Genomic DNA, 19,746 nt, shown 5'->3' on the forward strand with positions numbered 1-19,746 from the left:
CCATGAGCGCCCCGACCCCCGAGACCGAGGGACTCCTCGCCGCCGCGCGTGCCTGGACGGCCGAGGACCCCGACCCCGAGACCCGGGCCGAGCTGGAGTCGCTGGTCGACGCCGCCGCGGGTGGTGACACCGCCGCTGCCGCAGACCTCGCCGACCGGTTCTCCGGGCCCCTGGAGTTCGGCACCGCCGGCCTGCGGGGCGAGCTGGGCGCGGGCCCCCACCGGATGAACCGCGTCGTCGTGACCCGCGCGGCGGCCGGGCTGGTGGCGTACCTGCAGGAGCAGGGTGCCGGCGCGGGCGACTCCGTGGTGATCGGCTACGACGCCCGCCGCAACTCCGACGTGTTCGCCCGCGACACCGCCGAGGTGGTGACGGGTGCCGGCCTGCGCGCGCTCGTGCTGCCGCGTCCGCTGCCCACGCCGCTGCTCGCGTACGCCGTGCGCGAGCTCGGCGCGGCGGCCGGCGTGATGGTCACCGCGAGCCACAACCCGCCCCGCGACAACGGCTACAAGGTCTACCTCGGGGACGGCTGCCAGATCGTGCCGCCCGCCGACAGCGGCATCGCGGCGCACATCGCCGCCGTCGGCGCCCTCGCCGACGTCCCACGCGGCCCCGCGGGCACCGTGCTCGACGACGCGGTCGTGGACCGCTACCTCGACACGGTGGCGGAGCTGGCCGGCGACGGCCCGCGCGACCTGCGGGTGGTCTACACGCCGTTGCACGGGGTCGGCGGCGCGCCGGTGCGCCAGGTGCTCGAGACGGCCGGCTTCGACGAGCCCGTCGTGGTCGAGGAGCAGGAGGAGCCGGACGGAACCTTCCCGACGGTCGCGTTCCCCAACCCGGAGGAGCCCGGCGCCCTCGACCTGGCGACGGCCCTGGCCGCCCGGGTCGGGGCAGACCTGGTCGTGGCGAACGACCCGGACGCCGACCGCTGCGCCGCGGCCGTGCCCGTGCCCGGCTCCGACGGGCAGTGGCGCATGCTGCGCGGCGACGAGGTCGGTGCGCTGCTGGCCAGCCACCTCCTCGCCCGCGGGGCCCAGGGCGTCCTGGCCTGCTCGATCGTCTCGTCGTCGCTGCTGGGTCGCCTCGCCGAGGCCGCCGGGCAGCCCCACCTCGAGACCCTCACCGGGTTCAAGTGGATCGGCCGGGTCGAGGGTCTCGCCTTCGGCTACGAGGAGGCGCTCGGGTACTGCGTCGACCCGTCGTCGGTGCGCGACAAGGACGGCGTCTCGGCGCTGCTGCTGCTGTGCGAGCTCGCCGCCGCACTGAAGGCGGAGGGCCGCACGCTGCTCGACGCCCTCGACGACATCGCCCGCACCCACGGCCTGCACGCCACGGACCAGCTCTCCGTGCGCGTCGAGGACCTCAGCGTGATCTCGGACGCGATGGCCCGCCTGCGCGCCGCTCCCCCCGTCGAGCTCGGCGGTCTCGCGGTGCTCGGCGCCGAGGACCTCACGCTCGGCAGCGACGCCCTGCCCCCGACCGACGGGCTGCGCTACCGGCTCGCCGACGGGGCCCGCGTGATCGTGCGCCCGAGCGGCACCGAGCCCAAGATCAAGTGCTACCTCGAGGTCGTCGTGCCGGTCGACGACGAGGCCGGCGGCGTGGCCGCGGCCCGGATCGTGGCGGCGCAGCGGCTCGACGCGCTCAAGCTGGGCGTCAAGGAGGCGGCCGGGCTCTGAGCCGGGGCTCCTCCTCTCCTATGCTGGCGCGGTGACCGAGCCGACGACCACCGACGTTGCCCGCCTGATCGACCACACGCTGCTCAAGCCCGAGGCGACCCGGGCCGACGTCGAGGCCCTGGTGGCCGAGGCGGCCGAGCTGGGCACCTTCTCGGTGTGCGTGTCCCCGTCGATGCTGCCCCTGCAGGTGCCCGACGGGCTCGCGGTCGCGGTGGTGGCCGGCTTCCCGAGCGGCAAGCACCTCTCCAGCACCAAGGCGGCCGAGGCCGCCGCGGCGGTGGCCGACGGCGCCGACGAGGTCGACATGGTGATCGACGTGGGCGCCGCGCTCGAGGGACGTTACGACGCCGTGCAGGCGGACGTCGCCGCCGTGCGGGCCGCCGTGCCCGCACCCCACGTCCTCAAGGTGATCATCGAGTCCGCCGCGCTGACCGACGAGGCCATCGTCGGCGTGTGCCGCGCGGCCGTGGCCGCCGGGGCCGACTTCGTCAAGACCTCGACGGGCTTCCACCCCGCCGGCGGGGCCTCCGAGCACGCGGTGCGCCTCATGGCGAGCACCGTCGGGCCCGGCGTCGGCGTCAAGGCCTCCGGCGGGGTGCGGACCCTCGAGCAGGCCCGGGCGATGATCGCCGCGGGCGCGACCCGACTCGGCGTCTCCGGCTCGCGGGCCCTGCTGGGCGGCGGCCCCGCCGAGGGCTCCTACTGACCCCCGCCGACGGCGACGCTGCCGCAGCCGTGCCCGACCCGACCGGCCCGACCGGCCCGACCGATCAAACCGGCCCGCCGCTCGCGCGCGTCGTGGTGCTCGCCGGCCCGTCGGGGTCGGGCAAGTCGCGGCTGGCCGAACGGCTCGGCCTGCCGGTCCTGCGTCTCGACGACTTCTACCGCGACGGCGACGACCCCGCGCTCCCCCACATCGCCGAGGGGCCGAACGCCGGGGTCGTCGACTGGGACGACCCCGCCTCCTGGCTCGCCGAGGAGGCACTGGCCGCGCTGGTGACCCTGTGCACCGAGGGGACCGTCGAGGTGCCCGTCTACGAGATCGCCGCCAACGGGCGCACCGGGACCCAGCGGCTCGACCTCGGCGGCTCGCCGCTCTTCGTCACGGAGGGCATCTTCGCGGCCGAGGTCGTCGCCGAGTGCGAGCGCCGCGGGCTGCTGGCCGCCGCGTACTGCCTGACGCAGCCGCCCACCGTGACCTTCTGGCGTCGCCTGACCCGCGACCTGCGCGAGCACCGCAAGCCCCCGCTGCTGCTGGTGCGACGCGGCGTCGCGCTGGCCCGCGAGCAGCGGCGGATCGTGGCGCACGCCGTGAGCCGCGGCTGCGTGCCCGCCAGCACCCACGAGGCGTTCTCGGCCCTGCGCGACCTCGCCGCCCGGGCCGAGGCCCGCCCGGCCCGCACGGGGACGTCGCTGCGCGCGGCGCTCGAGGGCTTCGTGCAGCCCGACGCGACGACCTGCGGGTCGTGCTGCCTGGTGGCCGCGCACCTGCACCACGCCCCGTCGTACGCCGCCCGCGTGCTCGTCCCGGCCGCCAGCACGGCCGCACGCCTGCGCTCGGAGGCCCTCGCCGTGCACCGGGCGACCAGCCGGTTCCGGCTCGCCGGCGAGACGCAGCTGCCCTGGCCCCGCGCGCTGGGCACCGCGCCGTGGGCCGTCGCGCGGCACCTGCGGCTGGTCTCGGGGCGCCCCGGCACCGGGTACGCCTACGTCGCGCGCCGCGAGGACTTCTGGGAACGGCTGCAGGCGGCGACGAACGCCGGGCACCCGGTCCCGCTCTACGTGGGCACCCGTCTGCTCCCGCGCCACGTCGTGCTCGTGCTGGAGGCGAACGACGACCACCTCCTCGCCTACCAGCCGGCGACGGGGAGGATCGAGCGGGTCACCCGCGGGGCCGTGAACCGGTCGGAGGCCGCGGCGCTGGGGTGGCCCCACGTGTGGGGCGGCGTGCTCCCCACCACCGCGACGGTGCGCCCGGAGCGCGCCGAGCGGGCGCCCTGGGCGCGGCGGGCCCGCGTGCCGCGCCGCGCCGCCGGCGTCAGCGCAGCGCCGCGTACCCGGGCTTGATCACCTCGGTGATGAGGGCGTAGCGCTTGTCGTAGTGCGTGAACGCCGACTTCATGGCGTTCGTCGTCAGCCACTCGAGACGGTCCAGGTCGAAGCCCAGCTCGGTGTGCAGCAGCCACATCTCCTGCGACATCGACGTGCGGCTCATCAGCCGGTTGTCGGTGTTGACCGTGACGCGGAAGCGCAGGTCGGCGAGCAGCTTGATCGGGTGCTCGGCGATCGAGGCCGCCGCGCCCGTCTGCACGTTCGAGCTGGGGCACATCTCGAGCGGGATCCGCTTGTCGCGGACGTAGCTGGCGAGGCGGCCCAGACTGACCTGGCCGTCGGGGCCGACCTCGACGTCGTCGATGATCCGCACCCCGTGCCCGAGCCGGTCGGCGCCGCACCACTGCAGCGCCTCCCAGATCGACGGCAGGCCGAACGCCTCGCCCGCGTGGATGGTGAAGTGGGCGTTCTCGCGGCGCAGGTACTCGAACGCGTCGAGGTGGCGGGTGGGCGGGAAGCCCGCCTCCGCGCCGGCGATGTCGAACCCGGTGACGCCGCGGTCGCGCCAGGCGACCGCCAGCTCGGCGATCTCGCGCGACATCGCCTGGTGGCGCATGGCCGTGAGGAGCTGGCGCGCGACGATCGGTCGACCGGCCGCGGCCGCCTCGGACATGGCCTCGTCGAACCCGGCCTGCACGGCGGCGACCACCTCGTCCAGCGAGAGGCCCTGCTCGACCATCAGCTCGGGCGCGTAGCGGACCTCGGCGTAGACGACGCCGTCGGCCGCGAGGTCCTCGACGCACTCGCGGGCGATGCGGGTGATCGCGTCACGGCGCTGCATCACCGCGACGGTGTGGGAGAACGTCTCGAGGTAGCGCACGAGCGAGCCCGAGTCCGCCGACTCGGCGAACCAGTCGCCCAGCGAGGCCGCGTCCGTGGCCGGGAGCTCGTGACCGATCTCCGCGGCGAGCTCGACGATCGTGGCGGGTCGGAGCCCACCGTCGAGGTGGTCGTGGAGCAGGACCTTGGGGACGGCCCGCACGAGCTCGGGCGTCAGCGCGCTACCGGAGCCGGCGGAGGGGCTGGGCGTGGGGGTCGAGACGGTCATGCCTCATCTTGGCAGTCCTCCGCCCGCGCCGCGGAACCGCCGCGACGGCCGAAGGTCTGCCCTAGCAAAGTGATATCACTTTGCTAGAGTGTGCGCACCGTCGACCCGACGCCCCCCCCACCCCGACCCAGGAGGTCCCCGTGACGCTCTCGGACACCCCCGACCGTCTCGACATCACCGAACGCAGGGCACGCGCCGTCAACGGCTGGCCCGCGCTCCTGCTGAGCCTCGCCCTGGTGGGCGGGGGCGGCGCCGGCATCGCCGTCGGCGCCGTGGCCGGGGACGGCGGCGACACCGCCCGCGCCGTCCTGCTCGTCGTGCTGGGCTCGGTGGCGCTGCTCGTCGGCGTCGTCCTGTGGACCGGCATGTCGATCGTCTCGCCCGGGGAGACCCGGGTCGTCACCTTCTTCGGCAACTACCTCGGCACCATCCGCCGCACCGGTCTGACCATGACCGTGCCCCTCACGGCCCGGGCGAAGGTGCCGGTGCGCATCGTGAACTTCGAGACGGAGACGCTCAAGGTCAACGAGCGCAGCGGCTCCCCGGTGCAGGTCTCCGCGATCGTGGTGTGGCAGGTGCAGGACACCGCGAAGGCGAAGTTCGCCGTCGACGACTACCACGACTTCATCGAGAGCCAGTCGGAGTCGGCGCTGCGCCAGGTGGTGGCCCGGCACCCCTACGACCACCAGACCGAGCGGATGGCCGCGGTCGCCGCCGAGCTCGACGAGGGCGGGGACGCCTCCGACGTGCCGGACACCATCGCCTCCGACGCGGTCACCCTGCGCGAGGACGGGGAGCAGGTCGCCGACGAGCTGGCCACCGAGGTCAACGCGCGCGTGCACCTGGCCGGGCTGCACGTGCTGGAGGTGCGGCTGTCCAACCTCTCGTACGCCCCCGAGATCGCCAGCGCGATGCTGCAGCGCCAGCAGGCCCAGGCCGTGCTCGACGCGCGCCGGGTGGTCATCGACGGCGCGGTGGGGATCGTCGGCGACGCCCTGACCCGGCTCGAGGAGGACACCGAGCTCGCGCTGGACCCCGAGCGTCGCGCGGCGATGACGTCCAACCTGCTCACGGTCATCGTGGGCGGCGGCTCCGTCCAGCCGGTGGTCAACGTCGGCTCGATCTACGGCTGAGCAGTCCCCGTGCCTCCCCGCAAGCGCGAACGCACGCAGATCCTGCTGCGGCTCGACCCCCGCGTCGCCGACGCACTGCGCCGGTGGGCCGACGACGAGATGCGCTCGACCAACGCGCAGATCGAGGTCGCCCTGCGCGACGCGCTGCGTCGCGCAGGGCGGCTGCCCGAGGACGGGTGAGCCTCGCCCGTCGCGGCGGCTGCGTTCAGGAGATCCGGTCGATGACCAGGGGGGCGGGCTCGTGCGGCCCGTCCCCCACGTCGTACCCGCCCTCGAGCGCGGCCAGGGCACGCTCGAAGCGCTCGGGGGTGTCGGTGTGGAGCGTGAACAGCGGCGCGCCGGCCTCGACACGGTCGCCGGGCCGTGCGTGCCACACGACGCCCGCCCCGGCCTGCACCGGGTCCTCCTTGCGCTCGCGGCCGGCGCCCAGGCGCCAGGCCGCGACGCCCACCGCCATGGCGTCCAGCCGCGTGAGCACGCCGGAGCGCGGTGCTGCCACCACGTGCTGCTCGCGGGCCACCGGGAGCGCCGCGTCGGGGTCGCCGCCCTGCGCCGCGATCATCGCCCGCCACACGTCCATCGCGGAGCCGTCGGCGAGCCTGTCCGCGGGGTCCACGTCGTCCACGCCCGCGGCCAGCAGCATCTCGCGGGCCAGCGCGACGGTCAGCTCGACGACGTCCGCGGGACCGCCGCCGGCCAGCACCTCGACCGACTCGGCCACCTCGACGGCGTTGCCCGCCGTCAGCCCGAGCGGCGTGCTCATGTCGGTCAGCAGCGCCACGGTGCGCACCCCCGCGTCGGTCCCGAGCGCGACCATCGTCCGAGCGAGCTCCTGCGCCTTCTCGACCGACTTCATGAAGGCGCCCGTGCCGACCTTGACGTCGAGCACCAGCGCGCCCGTGCCCTCGGCGATCTTCTTGCTCATGATCGAGCTGGCGATCAGCGGGATCGCCTCGACGGTGCCGGTGACGTCGCGCAGGGCGTACAGCTTCTTGTCCGCCGGGGCCAGGCCGTCGCCGGCCGCGCAGATGACCGCGCCGACCGACTCCAGCTGCGCCATCATCTCGGCGTTCGACAGGGACGCGCGCCAGCCCGGGATGGACTCCAGCTTGTCCAGCGTGCCGCCGGTGTGCCCGAGCCCGCGGCCCGACAGCTGGGGCACCGCGACCCCGCAGGCGGCGACGAGGGGCGCCAGCGGCAGCGTGATCTTGTCGCCCACGCCACCGGTCGAGTGCTTGTCGGAGGTGCGACGCGAGAGGGACGAGAAGTCCATCCGCTCCCCCGACGCGATCATGGCGCCGGTCCACCGCGCGATCTCGGTGCGGTCCATCCCGTTGAGCAGGATGGCCATCGCGAGCGCCGACATCTGCTCGTCGGCGACGGCGCCGCGGGTGTAGGCGTCGACGACCCAGTCGATCTGGCTGTCGCTCAGCGTGCCCGCGTCCCGCTTGGTGGTGATGACCTCGATGATGTCGTGTGAACTCACCAGGGCACCCTACGGCGCCGGGCTGCGCGACACGTCCCCCGCGCCGGCCAGGTCGTCGGGACCGAAGGCCTGCGGCAGGACGTCGTCCATCGTGCGCTCCCCCACGGTCGTCATCAGCAGCAGCTCACGGCCACCGTTCTCGAACAGCAGCTGGCGGCAGCGTCCGCACGGCATGATCACGTCGCCGTCGCCGTTGACGCACACGAAGTGCGTCAGGCGGCCGCCACCACCCGCGTGCAGCGACGACACGAGGCCGCACTCGGCGCACAGGGTGACGCCGTACCCCGCGTTCTCGACGTTGCACCCGACCACGACGCGGCCGTCGTCGACGAGGGCCGCGGCACCGACGCGGTAGCCGCTGTAGGGCGCGTACGCCCGCTCGGCGACCCGGCGCGCCTGCCCGAGCAGGTCCTCCCAGTCGAACGCGGAGGCCACCGCTCAGTCGCCCTTCGAGTAGTGCTGCCCGCTGGCGGCCGGAGCACGGACGCGTCCCACCAGGCCCGCCACGGCGATGATGGTGGCCAGGTAGGGCAGCATCGAGATGAGCTCGCCCGGCACCTTCTCGTCGAGGATGCTCAGCTGGTCGCGCAGGTTGCGCAGGAAAGCGAACGCGATGGCGGCGAGCGCCGCGTAGATCGGGTGCCAGCGGCCCATGATCACGGCGGCCAGGGCGATGAAGCCGAGGCCGGCGCTCATCTGGCTGGTGAACGCGCCCGTGCTCAGCGTGAACGCCGAACCGCCGAGACCGGCGAGGACGCCGCCCAGCAGGAGCGCCTGCCACCGCACGCGGATCACGTCGATGCCCACGGTGTCGGCGGCCTTGGGGTGCTCGCCGACCGAGCGGACCCGCAGGCCCCAGCGCGTCTGGAACAGCAGGAACCACACGCCCGGGATGGCCAGGTACATCAGGTAGACCAGCAGGGTCTGGTTGAACATCGCCTGACCGATGTACGGGATGTCGGCCAGCCCGGGGATCTCGACGTTCTCCAGCTGGTACGGCCGGTTCAGCCGCGCCGCCTGGTCGCCCGGGATCTGCCCGCGCAGGAAGCTGGTCAGGCCGTAGCCGAAGGTCACCAGCACGACGCCGACGACGACCTGGTCGACCTGGTAGCGCAGGGCGAAGAAACCCAGGAGGGCGGCGACCAGGACACCGGCCAACGCGCCGCCGACCATGCCGACCACGGGGGTCCAGAACAGCGGGAGACCGCCGAGCGAGGCCACCGCGAGGCTGCAGAACACGGAGGCGAAGAACGCCGCCATGATGAACTGCCCCTCGATCGCGATGTTCACCACGCCGGCCCGCTCGCACACGACGCCCGCGAGCGCGCCGAGCACGAGGTAGGTGGCCACCAGCAGCGTCCCGCCGAGCGGGTTGGTGATGGCGATGGGCAGGGCGCTGTCGGCGTAGGCCCACATCAGGAACGAGCCGTAGAACGAGGCGCCGACCAGGACCGCCAGCAGCACGCCGCCGGCCCCCCGCGGGTAGCGGTTGAGCACCGCGAGGAGCAGTGCGACCGCCGTGATGGCGACGGCGCCCCACGAGACGTACGAGCCGTCGAAGAAGACCGGCTGGTTCTCCGCGCTGCGCGGCCCCTTGAGCAGGTGCGAGACCTCGGGGTCGGTGATCTCCAGCTTGAACCAGATCTCGACCGCGACGAGCAGCGCGAGGACGACAACCAGCTTCACCTGGCGACGCACGTCGGCACGGTCACGCACCTGCGGCTCCGCCGGCGCGTCGGGGCGCCCGGTCGGGTCGGTCACCAGGGTGCTCACGCGCCCGCCTCCTTCGTCTCGGTGGTCGTGCGACGACGCACGCGCGTCAGGCCCCGGACCAGGGCCGGCGCCGCGACGAACAGCACGATGAGCGCCTGGACGACCTGGATCAGGTCCGGCGGGATGCCCGCCGAGGTCTGCATGCGGACGCCACCCGCCGACAGGGCGCCGAACAGCAGGCCGGCGAGGACGGTGCCCAGCGGCGTCGCCCGGCCGAGCAGCGCCACGGTGATCGCGTCGAAGCCGACGGAGCCCATGACGTTCTCGGTCACCGACTGGCTCAGACCGAGGACCGTCATGCAGGCGGCGAGGCCGGACAGCATGCCGGCCAGGGCCATGGCGGCCACGTACACCTTGGCGACGCTCATTCCCGCCGTGCGGGCGGCCTCGGGGTTCGAGCCCACGGCGCGCATCTCGAAGCCGAGGCGGCTGCGCTCGAGCAGCCACCACACGCCCACGGCGGCGAGGACCGCGAGGACGATGCCGAGGTGCAGGCCGAAGACCTGTGGGAACCGCGCCGACTCCGCGACGACCGGCGTCTCCAGGTTGTTGCTGCCCGGGCGCTGGAAGGCCTCCTTCGCGAGGAAGAAGAGCACCACGAACCGGGCCACCTGGTTGAGCATGATGGTGGTGATGACCTCGTGCGCCCCGGTGCGCGCCTTGAGGAGACCGACCACGCCGCCCCACAGCCCGCCGGCCAGGAGGGCCGCGGCGACGGCCGCGCACAGGTGGACCAGGAACGGCAGGTCGAAGGTGAACCCGACGTAGCCGGCCGCCAGCGCGGCCACCAGGGCCTGGCCCTGCGCGCCGATGTTGAACATGCCGGCACGGAAGGCGAGCGCCACGCCGAGGCCGGCGCAGATCAGCGGGGCCGAGCGCTCGAGCGTGCGCTCCAGCGACGAGGCCGATCCCACGGACCCGAGCACAAGGGCCGAGTAGCCGTCGAAGACGGCGGAGGCCGAATGACGCACGAAGTCGCCGAGGTAGACCAGGAACGACCCGGGGTGGTCGATGATGTTGCCGAGGGCCTCGAGCGACTCCTCGTCGGAGACGATGATGAGCAGCGCACCCACGGCGAAGGCCAGGACGATCGCCACGAGGGTGTCGCGCACCGTCGGCAGCCAGCGGGTCAGGTCGCGGCTCGACCGGGCTCCGGCCGGCTCGGGGGTGACGGTCTCGGTCTGGGGCGACAGCGGCGCGCTCACGCGACCGCTCCGTCCGAGCTCGTCGTCGGCTGGTCGGGCACGGCGCCGGCCATCAGCAGTCCCATCTGCTCGCGGGGGGTGTCCGGCCCGACGACGGCGACGATGCGCCCGTCGTACATGACCGCGATCCGGTCGGAGAGCGCGTAGATCTCGTCCAGCTCGGTGGACACGATGATGACCGCCGTGCCGGAGTCGCGCGACTCGACGATGCGGCGGTGGATGAACTCGATCGAGCCCACGTCGACGCCCCGGGTGGGCTGCGAGGCGATGAGGACCTTGAGGTCGCGCGCGAACTCGCGGGCGACGACGACCTTCTGCTGGTTGCCGCCCGACAGCGACGCGACCGGCGTCTCCGGCGACTCCGTGCGGATGTCGAACTCCGCGATGCGGGCGCGGGCGTTCTCCTCGATCGCCCCCAGGCGCAGCCGCGGGCCGGAGGAGAACTCGTCCGAGCGGTAGAGGTCGAGCACGAGGTTCTCCCGCACGCTGAACGTGCCGACGAAGCCGTCGTGGGAGCGGTCCTCGGGGATGTAGCCGATCCCGTCCTCGAGGCTCTGGCGGGGACCGTGGCGCGAGATGTCGCGACCGTCCAGCTCGATGACGCCTGCGTCGGGTCGCACGAGACCGAGCAGCGACTTGATCATCTCGGTCTGGCCGTTGCCCTGCACGCCCGCGATGCCGAGCACCTCGCCCGCGCGCGCCTCGAACGAGACGTCCTTGACGACCATGTGGCCGCGCGGGTCGATGACGGTCAGGTCGCGCACCGACAGCACCGCGGCGCCGGGGCGGGCCGCGTCCTTGTCGACCACGAGGCTCACGGAGCGACCGACCATCAGCTCGGCCAGCTCCGCCTCGGAGGCGTCCGGCGAGGCGGTGCCCACGACCTTGCCGCGGCGGATCACGCTGATCTTGTCGCCGACGGCCTTGACCTCGCGCAGCTTGTGGGTGATGAAGATGATCGACGTTCCCTGCGCCTTGAGCTCGCGCATGATGTCCATCAGCTCGTCGATCTCCTGCGGCGTCAGCACGGCCGTGGGCTCGTCGAGGATGAGGATCTCGGCCTGGTTGGCCAGCGCCTTGATGATCTCCACGCGCTGCTGGACGCCGACCGGGAGGTCCTCGACCAGGGCGTCGGGGTCGACCTTCAGGCCGTAGCGCTCCGAGAGCTCGCGCACCTTCGCGCGGGCCGCGTTGCGGTCCAGCACGCCGCCGGCACGCGTCTGCTCGCGGCCGAGCATGACGTTCTCCGCCACGGTGAAGACCGGCACGAGCATGAAGTGCTGGTGCACCATGCCCACGCCCGCCGCGAGCGCGTCGCCCGGGCCGTCGAAGGAGACCGGCTTCCCGTCGAGCTCGATCGTGCCCTCCGTCGGCTCGAGCAGCCCGTACAGCATGTTCATCAGGGTCGACTTCCCGGCGCCGTTCTCGCCGAGCAGACAGTGCACCTCCCCCGGCTCGACGACCAGGTCGATGGCGTCGTTCGCGGTGAAGGTGCCGAACCTCTTCGTGAGGCCGTGGATCTCGAGGCGCATGGAAGACTCCCGGGAGATCCGCAGGTCGGGGGGCTGCAGCACGCTGCAGCCCCCCGAACCCACGGTGGTTGAACAGGGTGGTGATGGTCGGTCGGCGGCGACCGGGGCCGCCGCCGCCCGGATCACTCGTCGAGCTGGATGTCTCCGTCGATGATCTGCTGGCGCAGGTCGTCGACCTCGCTCGCCGTCTCGTCGCTGACGGCGTCGCCGAAGTCGGCCAGGCCGACGCCCTCGTTCTCGAGCGTGCCCACGAAGACCTCGTTGGTGAACTCGCCGGCGGCCGACTCGTAGATGGCGGTCTCGACCGCGACGTCCATGCCCTTGACCACGGAGGTCAGCAGGATGTCGCCGAACTCGGTCGACTGCGTGCCGTCCGTGTCGACCCAGACGCCGAAGGCACCCGCGTCACGGGCGGCCTGCAGCGCGCCGAGGCCCGCGGGACCGGCGACCGGGAAGATGACGTCCGCGCCCTGGCCGATCAGCTGCTGAGCGATCGACTGGCCGGCGGTCTGGTCCTCGAAGCTGTCGGTGAAGGAGTCCTGGCCGAGGACCTGGACGTCGCCGCCCTTCTCCTCGTTGTAGTACTCCACACCCTGCGCGAAACCGTCCATGAAGTCGGTCACGGTCGGGATGTTCTGGCCGCCGAGCATGCCGACGACGCCGGACTCCGACGTCGCGGCCGCGGTGTAGCCGGCGAGGAACGACGGGGAGACCGTGTCGAAGACGAGGCCCTTGAGGTTGTCGGTCGGCGCGTCGTACGCGAAGTCGACGATGGAGAAGTCGACGTCCGGGTTGTCCGTCGCGGCGGCGAGGGTGGCGTCACCGAGGAGGAAGCCCACCGTGGTGATCTGGTTGCAGCCCTCGTCGATCAGGCCCTGGATGTTGTCCGCGAACTGCGACGGGTCGGTCGACTCCGCCTCCGCGGTCTGCACGCCGTAGATGTCGGCCGCGCCCTGCAGGCCGGCGTAGGACGTCTCGTTGAACGACTGGTCGTCGAAGCCGCCCGAGTCGGAGACCATGCAGGCCAGGAAGTCGGGGAACTGCTCGTCCGAGGCCTCCCGGGTCTCCGACGGCGACGAGGACCCGCCGTTGCCGGAGTCGCCCTCGTCGGCGCGCTCACCGCAGGCGGTCAGGAGCAGGGTCAGCGACGCGCCGACCACGGCGGCCAGGCGAAGGTTTCTCTTCACAGGGGGTTGCCTCCTGGGCATCGGGCGCCCATCCGCTCGGGCGCGACCGTCGCACCCTAGTTCCTGCTCGATCCTGGTGGCAGCCGAGTACGCCGGAAAACCTGCTTCGTTACCGGAGGGTGATCTTCCGACGTCCGGCAGGCGACCTCAGTCCCCGACGACGCTCCGGCCGGGCCCCCCGGCGAGCAGCTCGAGCGCGGCCTCGGTCAGCACGGCCGCGCCGTGGGTGAGGGCGAGCTCGTCGACCACCAGGTCGCCCTGGTGCAGGTCGTACGTCCGTCCGCCCGGGGTCCGGGTGCCCAGGCGCGCGAGCGCACCGGGCACGTGCTGCAGGTACCACCCGAAGTCCTCGCCGCCCAGGCTCTGGCGCGTGCCGACGATGCCGTCGGGGCCGAGCACGGACAGCACGGCCCGCCGCAGCGCCGCGGTGCTGCCGGGGTCGTTGACGACGGGCGGCACGCCGCGGGTGTAGGTCACGACGGCCTCGACGCCGTACGGCTCGGCGAGCAGCTGGACCGCCCGGCGCACGACGTCCTCGGCCACCAGCCACGCCTCGGCGTCCAGCATGCGCACCGTGCCGGACATCCGCCCCTCGGCCGGGATCACGTTCGGCGCGACGCCGGCCTCGACCTGGCCCCACACGACGCTCACCCCGGCGCGCGGGTCGATCCGTCGCGACAGCACGGCGGGCAGCTCCGTCAGCAGCTTGCCGAGCGCGAAGGTGAGGTCCTCGGTCAGGTGGGGCCGCGACGTGTGCCCGCCGCGCCCGGCGAGGTCGACGACGAGGTGGTCGGCCGCGCCCGTGATGGGCCCCTCCACCACACCGACCCGCCCGACGTCGATGGACGGGTCGCAGTGCAGCGCGACGATGGCCTCGACGCCCTCGAGCGCCCCGGAGGCGATGGCGTCCAGGGCTCCCCCGGGCATGACCTCCTCCGCGGGCTGGAAGACGAGGCGTACGCGGCCGGGCAGCCGACCCGCGCGGTCCAGCTCGTGCAACGTCAGCGCGGCGCCCAGCAGCGCGGCGGCGTGCAGGTCGTGGCCGCAGGCGTGGGTCACGCCGGGCACGGTGCTCGACCACGGCACGCCGCTGCGCTCGGGGACCGGCAGGGCGTCGAGGTCCCCGCGCAGGGCGACCAGGGGCCCGGCGGTGCCGACCTCGGCCACCAGACCGCTGCGGGTGAGGCGGGTGTGGGCGATCCCGGCGGTGCTGAGGCGCTCGGCGAGCAGCGTCGTCGTGCGCGACTCCTGCCAGGAGAGCTCGGGGTGCGCGTGGATGTCACGACGGACGGCGACCAGCTCGGGCGCGAGGGTCGACAGAATTTCCGAAGTGGCGTGCACGAGGGCGGACCTTATCGAACCGGTCGGGCCGGCTCGTCGTAGGCGGCCAGGATCCGGTCCGCGGCCAGCGTGGCCGGCAGGTCCCCGGACAGCACGGCGCCGCGCACCTCGTCACGCACCGCGCGTACGCCCGCGGAGTGGCGCAGCCGCTGCTCCAGCTCGTCGCGCACCAGGGCCCACGTGAAGTCGAGCTGCTGCTCGGCGCGCTTGGCGCCCAGCCCGTCGGCGCCGAGGAAGTCGCGGTGCCCCAGCACCCGCTCCCACAGGTCCTCCACCCCGACGTCGGTCAGTCCCGAGCAGGTGACCACGGGCGGCGCCCACTCGTCGTGGCCGCGCACCAGGCGCAGGGCGCCGGCGAGCTCGCGGGCGGCCACACGCGCCTCGGTCTCGCGGTCGCCGTCGGCCTTGTTGACCGCGATGACGTCCGCGATCTCCAGGATGCCCTTCTTGATCCCCTGCAGCTGGTCGCCGGTGCGGGCGAGCGTGAGGAACAGGAAGGTGTCGACCATCCCCGCGACCGTGATCTCCGACTGCCCGACGCCGACCGTCTCGACGAGCACGACGTCGTGCCCGGCCGCCTCGAGCACCAGCATCGCCTGCACCGTCGCGCGCGCGACGCCGCCGAGGGTGCCGGCCGAGGGCGAGGGCCGGATGTACGCGAGGGGGTCGGCCGTCAGCCGGCCCATCCGGGTCTTGTCCCCCAGCACCGACCCGCCGGTGCGCACCGACGAGGGGTCGACGGCGAGCACGCCGACGCGGTGGCCCTGCGCCGTCAGCCGGGAGCCGAGCGCCTCGATGAACGTCGACTTCCCGACGCCGGGCACGCCGGAGATGCCGACGCGCACCGACGGCGAGCGCACCCCGGCGTCGCCCTGCTCGGCGAGGGCCCCCAGCAGCTCGCGCGCCTGCGCGCGGTGCTGCGGGCGCGAGGACTCCACCAGGGTGATCGCGCGGGCGACGGCGGCGCGCCGCCCCGCCCGGACGCCCTCGACGAGCTCCGGCACGCTCGGCCCCGGCCGGGGGCCGCTCGCAGCCGGCATCAGTGCCCGAGCTGGTCGCGCAGCTTCGCGAGCAGGTCGAGGGCGGACTCCGCGATCACCGTGCCGGGCAGGAACACCGACGCGGCGCCCATCTCCAGCAGGGTCGGGACGTCGTCCGGCGGGATGACGCCGCCGATGACGACCATGATGTCGTCGCGGCCCTGCTCCGCGAGCGCCCGCTTGAGCGCCGGGAGCAGGGTGAGGTGGCCGGCCGCGAGCGAGCTGACACCCACGAGGTGGACGTCGGCGTCGACCGCCTGCTGGGCGACCTCCTCGGGGGTGGAGAACAGCGGCCCCACGTCGACGTCGAAGCCCATGTCGGCGAACGCGGAGACGATGACCTTCTGGCCGCGGTCGTGGCCGTCCTGGCCCATCTTGGCGACCAGGATGCGGGGGCGGCGGCCCTCGGCGTCCTCGAACTCAGCCGTCGCGTCGACGACCTGCTGGACCAGCGAGCCGCCGTCGGCGCCGTCGCCCTTCGACCGGGTGGACTCGTCGCGGTACACGCCGGAGATCGTACGGATCACGGCCTGGTGACGGCCGTAGACCTTCTCGAGGGCGTCCGAGATCTCCCCGACCGTCGCCTTGGCGCGCGCGGCGTCGACGGCCAGTCCGAGCAGGTTGCCGTCGAGCGAGCCCTTCGCGGGGCCGCGCTCGGCCGAGTTCGTCAGCGCCTCCAGCGCCGAGCGGACCGCGTCGTCGTCGCGCTCGGCGCGCAGGCGCTCGAGCTTGGCGACCTGGCGCCGGTACACGTCGTCGTTGTCGACCTTGAGCACGTCGAGCCTGTCCTCCGCGGCGAGGCGGAAGGTGTTGACGCCGATCACCTTCTGCGCGCCCGAGTCGATCCGCGCCTGCGTGCGGGCGGCGGCCTCCTCGATGCGCATCTTCGGGATGCCCTGCTCGATGGCGGCGGCCATGCCGCCCGCCTGCTCGGCCTCCGTGATGTGCGCCCAGGCGCGCTCGGCGAGGTCGTGGGTGAGGCGCTCGACGTAGTACGAGCCCGCCCACGGGTCGATCGTGCCGGTCGTGCCCGACTCCTGCTGCAGCAGCAGCTGGGTGTTGCGCGCGATCCGGGCCGAGAAGTCGGTCGGCAGCGCGATGGCCTCGTCGAGCGCGTTGGTGTGCAGCGACTGGGTGTGCCCCTGGGTGGAGGCCATGGCCTCGATGCAGGTGCGACCGACGTTGTTGTAGACGTCCTGGGCGGTCAGCGACCAGCCGGAGGTCTGCGAGTGGGTGCGCAGCGAGAGCGACTTCGGGTTCTGCGGGTCGAACTGGCGCACCAGGCGCGCCCACAGCGCCCGGGCCGCTCGCATCTTCGCGATCTCCATCGTGAAGTTCATGCCGATGGCCCAGAAGAAGGACAGGCGCGGGGCGAACTTGTCGATGTCGATGCCCGCCTCGAGGCCCGCGCGGATGTACTCGACCCCGTCGGCCAGGGTGTAGGCGAGCTCGAGGTCCTGCGTGGCACCGGCCTCCTGGATGTGGTAGCCGGAGATGGAGATCGAGTTGAACCGCGGCATCCGTGCCGACGTGTAGCTGAAGATGTCGGAGATGATCCGCATCGACGGCGACGGCGGGTAGATGTAGGTGTTGCGGACCATGAACTCCTTGAGGATGTCGTTCTGGATCGTCCCCGCGAGCTGCTCCGGCTTCACCCCCTGCTCCTCGGCCGCCACGATGTAGAGCGCGAGCACCGGCAGCACCGCGCCGTTCATCGTCATCGACACCGACATCTGGTCGAGCGGGATGCCGTCGAACAGGGTGCGGGTGTCGTAGATCGAGTCGATGGCCACGCCGGCCATGCCGACGTCACCGCGCACGCGCGGGTGGTCGGAGTCGTAGCCGCGGTGCGTGGCCAGGTCGAAGGCCACCGAGAGGCCCTTCTGGCCGGCCGCCAGGTTGCGGCGGTAGAACGCGTTCGACTCCTCGGCCGTCGAGAACCCGGCGTACTGCCGGATCGTCCACGGCTGCGTCGTGTACATCGTCGGGTAGGGCCCGCGCAGGAACGGGCTCAGGCCCGGCCACGTGTCGAGCGCGTCGAGGTCCGCGACGTCCGCGGGGCCGTAGGACGGCTTGATCGCGATGCCCTCCGGCGAGAGCCAGGGCTCCCCCGTCACGGGCGCCGCGGCACCCTCGCCGCCGCCCGCGCGCGACCCGGCGCCCGCGCCGTCCAGCGCCGCGCCCGCGAAGCTCTTCGGGACACTCATGCCTGCTCCCCTCCCACGTTGTCCGCACCGTTCCCGTCGCCGTTCCCGTCGCCGGCGCCGAGCGCCGAGCGGGTTCGCGCGAGGAACGCGAGCGCGTCGACGCCCACCCCGCACGCGTCGTCGGTGTGGTCCTGCGCCTTGCCGGCGACCACCACGCGGGTCGCACCCGCCTCGCGCAGCGCGGCCGCTGCGGCGGCGCCCCACTCGGCGTACGTCGCGTCGGCGCCCGCGAGCGTGACCACCGGGAGCGCGCCGAGCTCGGCGACGGCCGAGCGGTACGCCTCCGCGACGGCCTCGGCGTCGGCCGTCGCACCGGCCACCACGACGCCGACGCCGCCCGCGGCGAGGAGGTTGGTCGCGAACGTCGCGCGCGCGGTGTGCGCGGCGACCGGGCCCAGCGTCGCCAGGAAGACCGGCGTCGCGGCGGGCGCGTCGCGCAGCGCCTCGAACGAGGCGCCGTAGGGACGCACGCGGTCCCACTCGGCGTGCCAGTCGGCGTCGCGGACCCGCTCGGGGAGGGTCTCGGCGAGGTCGGGGAACTCCGAGAGGCCGGTCAGCGGCCGCTTGCGCGTGGCCACCTGCCGCTCGCGCTCGGCGACCGTGGCCTCGACGAGCGGCGCGAACGCCGCGTCGAGGTCGTCCGCGCCCTCGGTCTCGGTGAAGACCGTCCAGGCGGCCGTGGCGAGGTCGTCGGTGAGCCGCTCGACGGCGTACGCGCCGCCCGCGATGTCGGCGACCTTGCCGAGGTGGGACTCGTCGATCAGCAGGTGCGAGATGTTGCGCGCCACGCGGCGCCCCAGGACCTCGGGGCGGCCCAGCGGGGCGTCGAACGGCAGCACCGTGACGGCGTCGGCGCCGCCGACGCCCCCGGCGAACGCCGCGACCGTCGTGCGCAGGACGTTCACGTAGGGGTCGAACCGGCTCGTCATCGGCCGGCTCGTCACCGCGTGCTGGCGCTGCTCGACCCGACCGGCGGGCGAGCCGTCGGCGCCGCTCAGCTCGAGGACCCGGGCCCAGAGCCGTCGCGCGGCGCGCAGCTTGGCGATGGAGGTGAACTGCTCGTCGGTGACCGCAAGCCGGAACTCCAGCAGGCGGGCCGCCTGCGTGACGTCGAGGCCCGCGCCGCCGTCGGAGACCGGCGCGGTCAGCAGCCGCAGGGCGCGCACGCCGACGGCCAGGGAGTACGCCAGCTCCTGCGCGTCCGAGGCGCCCGCGTCGTGCACGGCGGTCGCGTCCACGACGACGCCGAGCAGACCGGCCTCGTGCGCCAGGCGGGCCACCGCGACGACGTCGTCGGCGGGCGCGAGGGCGTCCACACCGAGGTTGGTGCCCTCGGCGGCCCGGGTGGCCTCGAGGTGTGCGAGGAACGCACGCGCCACGTCGACCGCGGCACCGGGCTCGCGGGGGGCCTCCAGGACGACCGCGGCCAGGTCGAGGAACACGCCGTCCAGCAGCGTGGCGAGGTCAGCACCGGCGTCGACGCGCAGCCACAGAGAGGTGACGCCGCCCTCGAGGTCGACCAGCGCGGTCTCGTTGGCGGCCTTGGCGGGCACGGCCGTCGCGCCCAGGTGCGCCCGGATGTCCCAGCCGCCCGCGCGACGCGGGCGCTGGTCCTCCACGGGCACTCCGTCGAGGTCGCTCGGTCGCCCGATCGGGGGCAGCGCGATCCCGTCGAGGGTCGTGCGGGTCAGCTTCTCCCACACCCCCGCGTCGGGGTCGTCGTCGCCGAGGCGACGCGCCTTGCGGAGCACGCGGGCGGTCTCGGTCTCCCAGTCTGCCTGGGTCCAGGCGTCCGTCGCGGGGTCCGCGAGGGCGAGCGCCCCCTGCTCCGGCTGCAGCTCGGCGGGCTCGTCGAGGCCCCCTTCGACTTCGGTCATGGTGCGCAGGTTAGTGAACTGCGCCATGCCCGCGACACCGGGTCCCCTGATTCGGGCACTCCGTCCCACCCCTCGGTCACCGGACCCGACCACCCGGACGACTTCACACCACGTTCACCCCGG

At 73.7% G+C, this 19,746-nt stretch carries 16 protein-coding genes; 5 read left to right on the forward strand and 11 right to left on the reverse strand.

Annotated elements, in window-relative coordinates:
- The first annotated feature begins 2 nt into the window (after positions 1 to 2).
- The 3 genes from RDV89_RS06675 to RDV89_RS06685 are packed head-to-tail and all read left to right on the forward strand — an operon-like array spanning position 3 to position 3,749.
- Positions 3 to 1,682: a phospho-sugar mutase gene (locus RDV89_RS06675; protein ID WP_315732165.1), complete on the forward strand. Its 1,680-nt coding sequence runs from the start codon at positions 3 to 5 to the stop codon at positions 1,680 to 1,682.
- Positions 1,683 to 1,713: 31 nt separating this feature from the next.
- Entirely contained in the window at positions 1,714 to 2,388 is a 675-nt protein-coding gene (deoC, locus tag RDV89_RS06680; RefSeq protein ID WP_315732166.1) for a deoxyribose-phosphate aldolase, read from the forward strand.
- A gap of 29 nt (positions 2,389 to 2,417) precedes the next feature.
- On the forward strand, positions 2,418 to 3,749 hold the full coding sequence (locus tag RDV89_RS06685; RefSeq protein WP_315732167.1) for a hypothetical protein: 1,332 nt from the start codon (positions 2,418 to 2,420) through the stop codon (positions 3,747 to 3,749).
- Here RDV89_RS06685 and RDV89_RS06690 read toward each other — a convergent pair.
- Positions 3,721 to 4,842 (reverse strand): adenosine deaminase, encoded by a 1,122-nt coding sequence (locus tag RDV89_RS06690; RefSeq protein WP_315732168.1) that lies wholly within the window; start codon positions 4,840 to 4,842, stop codon positions 3,721 to 3,723. The genes RDV89_RS06685 and RDV89_RS06690 overlap by 29 nt on opposite strands.
- A 140-nt stretch (positions 4,843 to 4,982) precedes the next feature.
- Between RDV89_RS06690 and RDV89_RS06695 the strand changes: the two genes are divergently transcribed.
- Both RDV89_RS06695 and RDV89_RS06700 read left to right on the forward strand, forming a co-directional pair.
- On the forward strand, positions 4,983 to 5,975 hold the full coding sequence (locus tag RDV89_RS06695) for an SPFH domain-containing protein (protein ID WP_315732169.1): 993 nt from the start codon (positions 4,983 to 4,985) through the stop codon (positions 5,973 to 5,975).
- Between the two features lie 9 nt (positions 5,976 to 5,984).
- Complete coding sequence (locus RDV89_RS06700) at positions 5,985 to 6,155, forward strand: type II toxin-antitoxin system antitoxin (protein ID WP_315732170.1); 171 nt, start codon at positions 5,985 to 5,987, stop codon at positions 6,153 to 6,155.
- A gap of 25 nt (positions 6,156 to 6,180) precedes the next feature.
- Here RDV89_RS06700 and RDV89_RS06705 read toward each other — a convergent pair whose 3' ends face one another.
- The 10 genes from RDV89_RS06705 to RDV89_RS06750 all read right to left on the reverse strand — a co-directional run bounded on the left by RDV89_RS06705 (position 6,181) and on the right by RDV89_RS06750 (position 19,623).
- A complete protein-coding gene (locus RDV89_RS06705) occupies positions 6,181 to 7,464 on the reverse strand; it encodes a thymidine phosphorylase (RefSeq protein ID WP_315732228.1) in 1,284 nt (427 codons plus the stop codon).
- Between the two features lie 6 nt (positions 7,465 to 7,470).
- The gene (locus RDV89_RS06710; RefSeq protein ID WP_315732171.1) at positions 7,471 to 7,896 is read right to left on the reverse strand and encodes a cytidine deaminase; all 426 of its coding nucleotides are present in this window, start codon (positions 7,894 to 7,896) and stop codon (positions 7,471 to 7,473) included.
- 3 nt (positions 7,897 to 7,899) lie between these two features.
- Complete coding sequence (locus RDV89_RS06715) at positions 7,900 to 9,234, reverse strand: ABC transporter permease (protein WP_315732172.1); 1,335 nt, start codon at positions 9,232 to 9,234, stop codon at positions 7,900 to 7,902.
- Entirely contained in the window at positions 9,231 to 10,439 is a 1,209-nt protein-coding gene (locus tag RDV89_RS06720; RefSeq protein ID WP_315732173.1) for an ABC transporter permease, read from the reverse strand. Before RDV89_RS06720 ends, RDV89_RS06715 begins: the two co-directional genes overlap by 4 nt.
- On the reverse strand, positions 10,436 to 11,971 hold the full coding sequence (locus RDV89_RS06725) for an ABC transporter ATP-binding protein (RefSeq protein WP_315732229.1): 1,536 nt from the start codon (positions 11,969 to 11,971) through the stop codon (positions 10,436 to 10,438). The genes RDV89_RS06720 and RDV89_RS06725 overlap by 4 nt, the downstream gene beginning before the upstream one ends.
- A gap of 122 nt (positions 11,972 to 12,093) precedes the next feature.
- Positions 12,094 to 13,158: a BMP family lipoprotein gene (locus RDV89_RS06730; protein WP_315732174.1), complete on the reverse strand. Its 1,065-nt coding sequence runs from the start codon at positions 13,156 to 13,158 to the stop codon at positions 12,094 to 12,096.
- 147 nt (positions 13,159 to 13,305) lie between these two features.
- Positions 13,306 to 14,499: an amidohydrolase gene (locus RDV89_RS06735; protein WP_315732175.1), complete on the reverse strand. Its 1,194-nt coding sequence runs from the start codon at positions 14,497 to 14,499 to the stop codon at positions 13,306 to 13,308.
- Between the two features lie 11 nt (positions 14,500 to 14,510).
- Positions 14,511 to 15,539 (reverse strand): methylmalonyl Co-A mutase-associated GTPase MeaB, encoded by a 1,029-nt coding sequence (meaB, locus tag RDV89_RS06740; RefSeq protein ID WP_315732176.1) that lies wholly within the window; start codon positions 15,537 to 15,539, stop codon positions 14,511 to 14,513.
- Positions 15,539 to 17,746 carry a methylmalonyl-CoA mutase gene (scpA, locus tag RDV89_RS06745; RefSeq protein ID WP_315732177.1) on the reverse strand — a complete coding sequence of 736 codons (2,208 nt, stop codon included), beginning with the start codon at positions 17,744 to 17,746 and terminating at the stop codon, positions 15,539 to 15,541. The genes meaB and scpA overlap by 1 nt, the downstream gene beginning before the upstream one ends.
- The gene (locus tag RDV89_RS06750) at positions 17,743 to 19,623 is read right to left on the reverse strand and encodes a methylmalonyl-CoA mutase family protein (protein ID WP_315732178.1); all 1,881 of its coding nucleotides are present in this window, start codon (positions 19,621 to 19,623) and stop codon (positions 17,743 to 17,745) included. Before RDV89_RS06750 ends, scpA begins: the two co-directional genes overlap by 4 nt.
- Between the last annotated feature and the right edge of the window lie 123 nt (positions 19,624 to 19,746).

The organism is Nocardioides imazamoxiresistens, assembly GCF_032378595.1.
GTDB lineage: Bacteria > Actinomycetota > Actinomycetes > Propionibacteriales > Nocardioidaceae > Nocardioides > Nocardioides imazamoxiresistens.

Coding starts and splice junctions, on each gene's coding strand:
- RDV89_RS06675 (WP_315732165.1), top strand. CDS start 3: ATGAGCGCCCCGACCCCCGAGACCGAGGGACTCCTCGCCGCCGCGCGT.
- RDV89_RS06725 (WP_315732229.1), bottom strand. CDS start 11,971: ATGCGCCTCGAGATCCACGGCCTCACGAAGAGGTTCGGCACCTTCACC.
- RDV89_RS06750 (WP_315732178.1), bottom strand. CDS start 19,623: ATGACCGAAGTCGAAGGGGGCCTCGACGAGCCCGCCGAGCTGCAGCCG.
- meaB (WP_315732176.1), bottom strand. CDS start 15,539: ATGCCGGCTGCGAGCGGCCCCCGGCCGGGGCCGAGCGTGCCGGAGCTC.
- RDV89_RS06690 (WP_315732168.1), bottom strand. CDS start 4,842: ATGACCGTCTCGACCCCCACGCCCAGCCCCTCCGCCGGCTCCGGTAGC.
- scpA (WP_315732177.1), bottom strand. CDS start 17,746: ATGAGTGTCCCGAAGAGCTTCGCGGGCGCGGCGCTGGACGGCGCGGGC.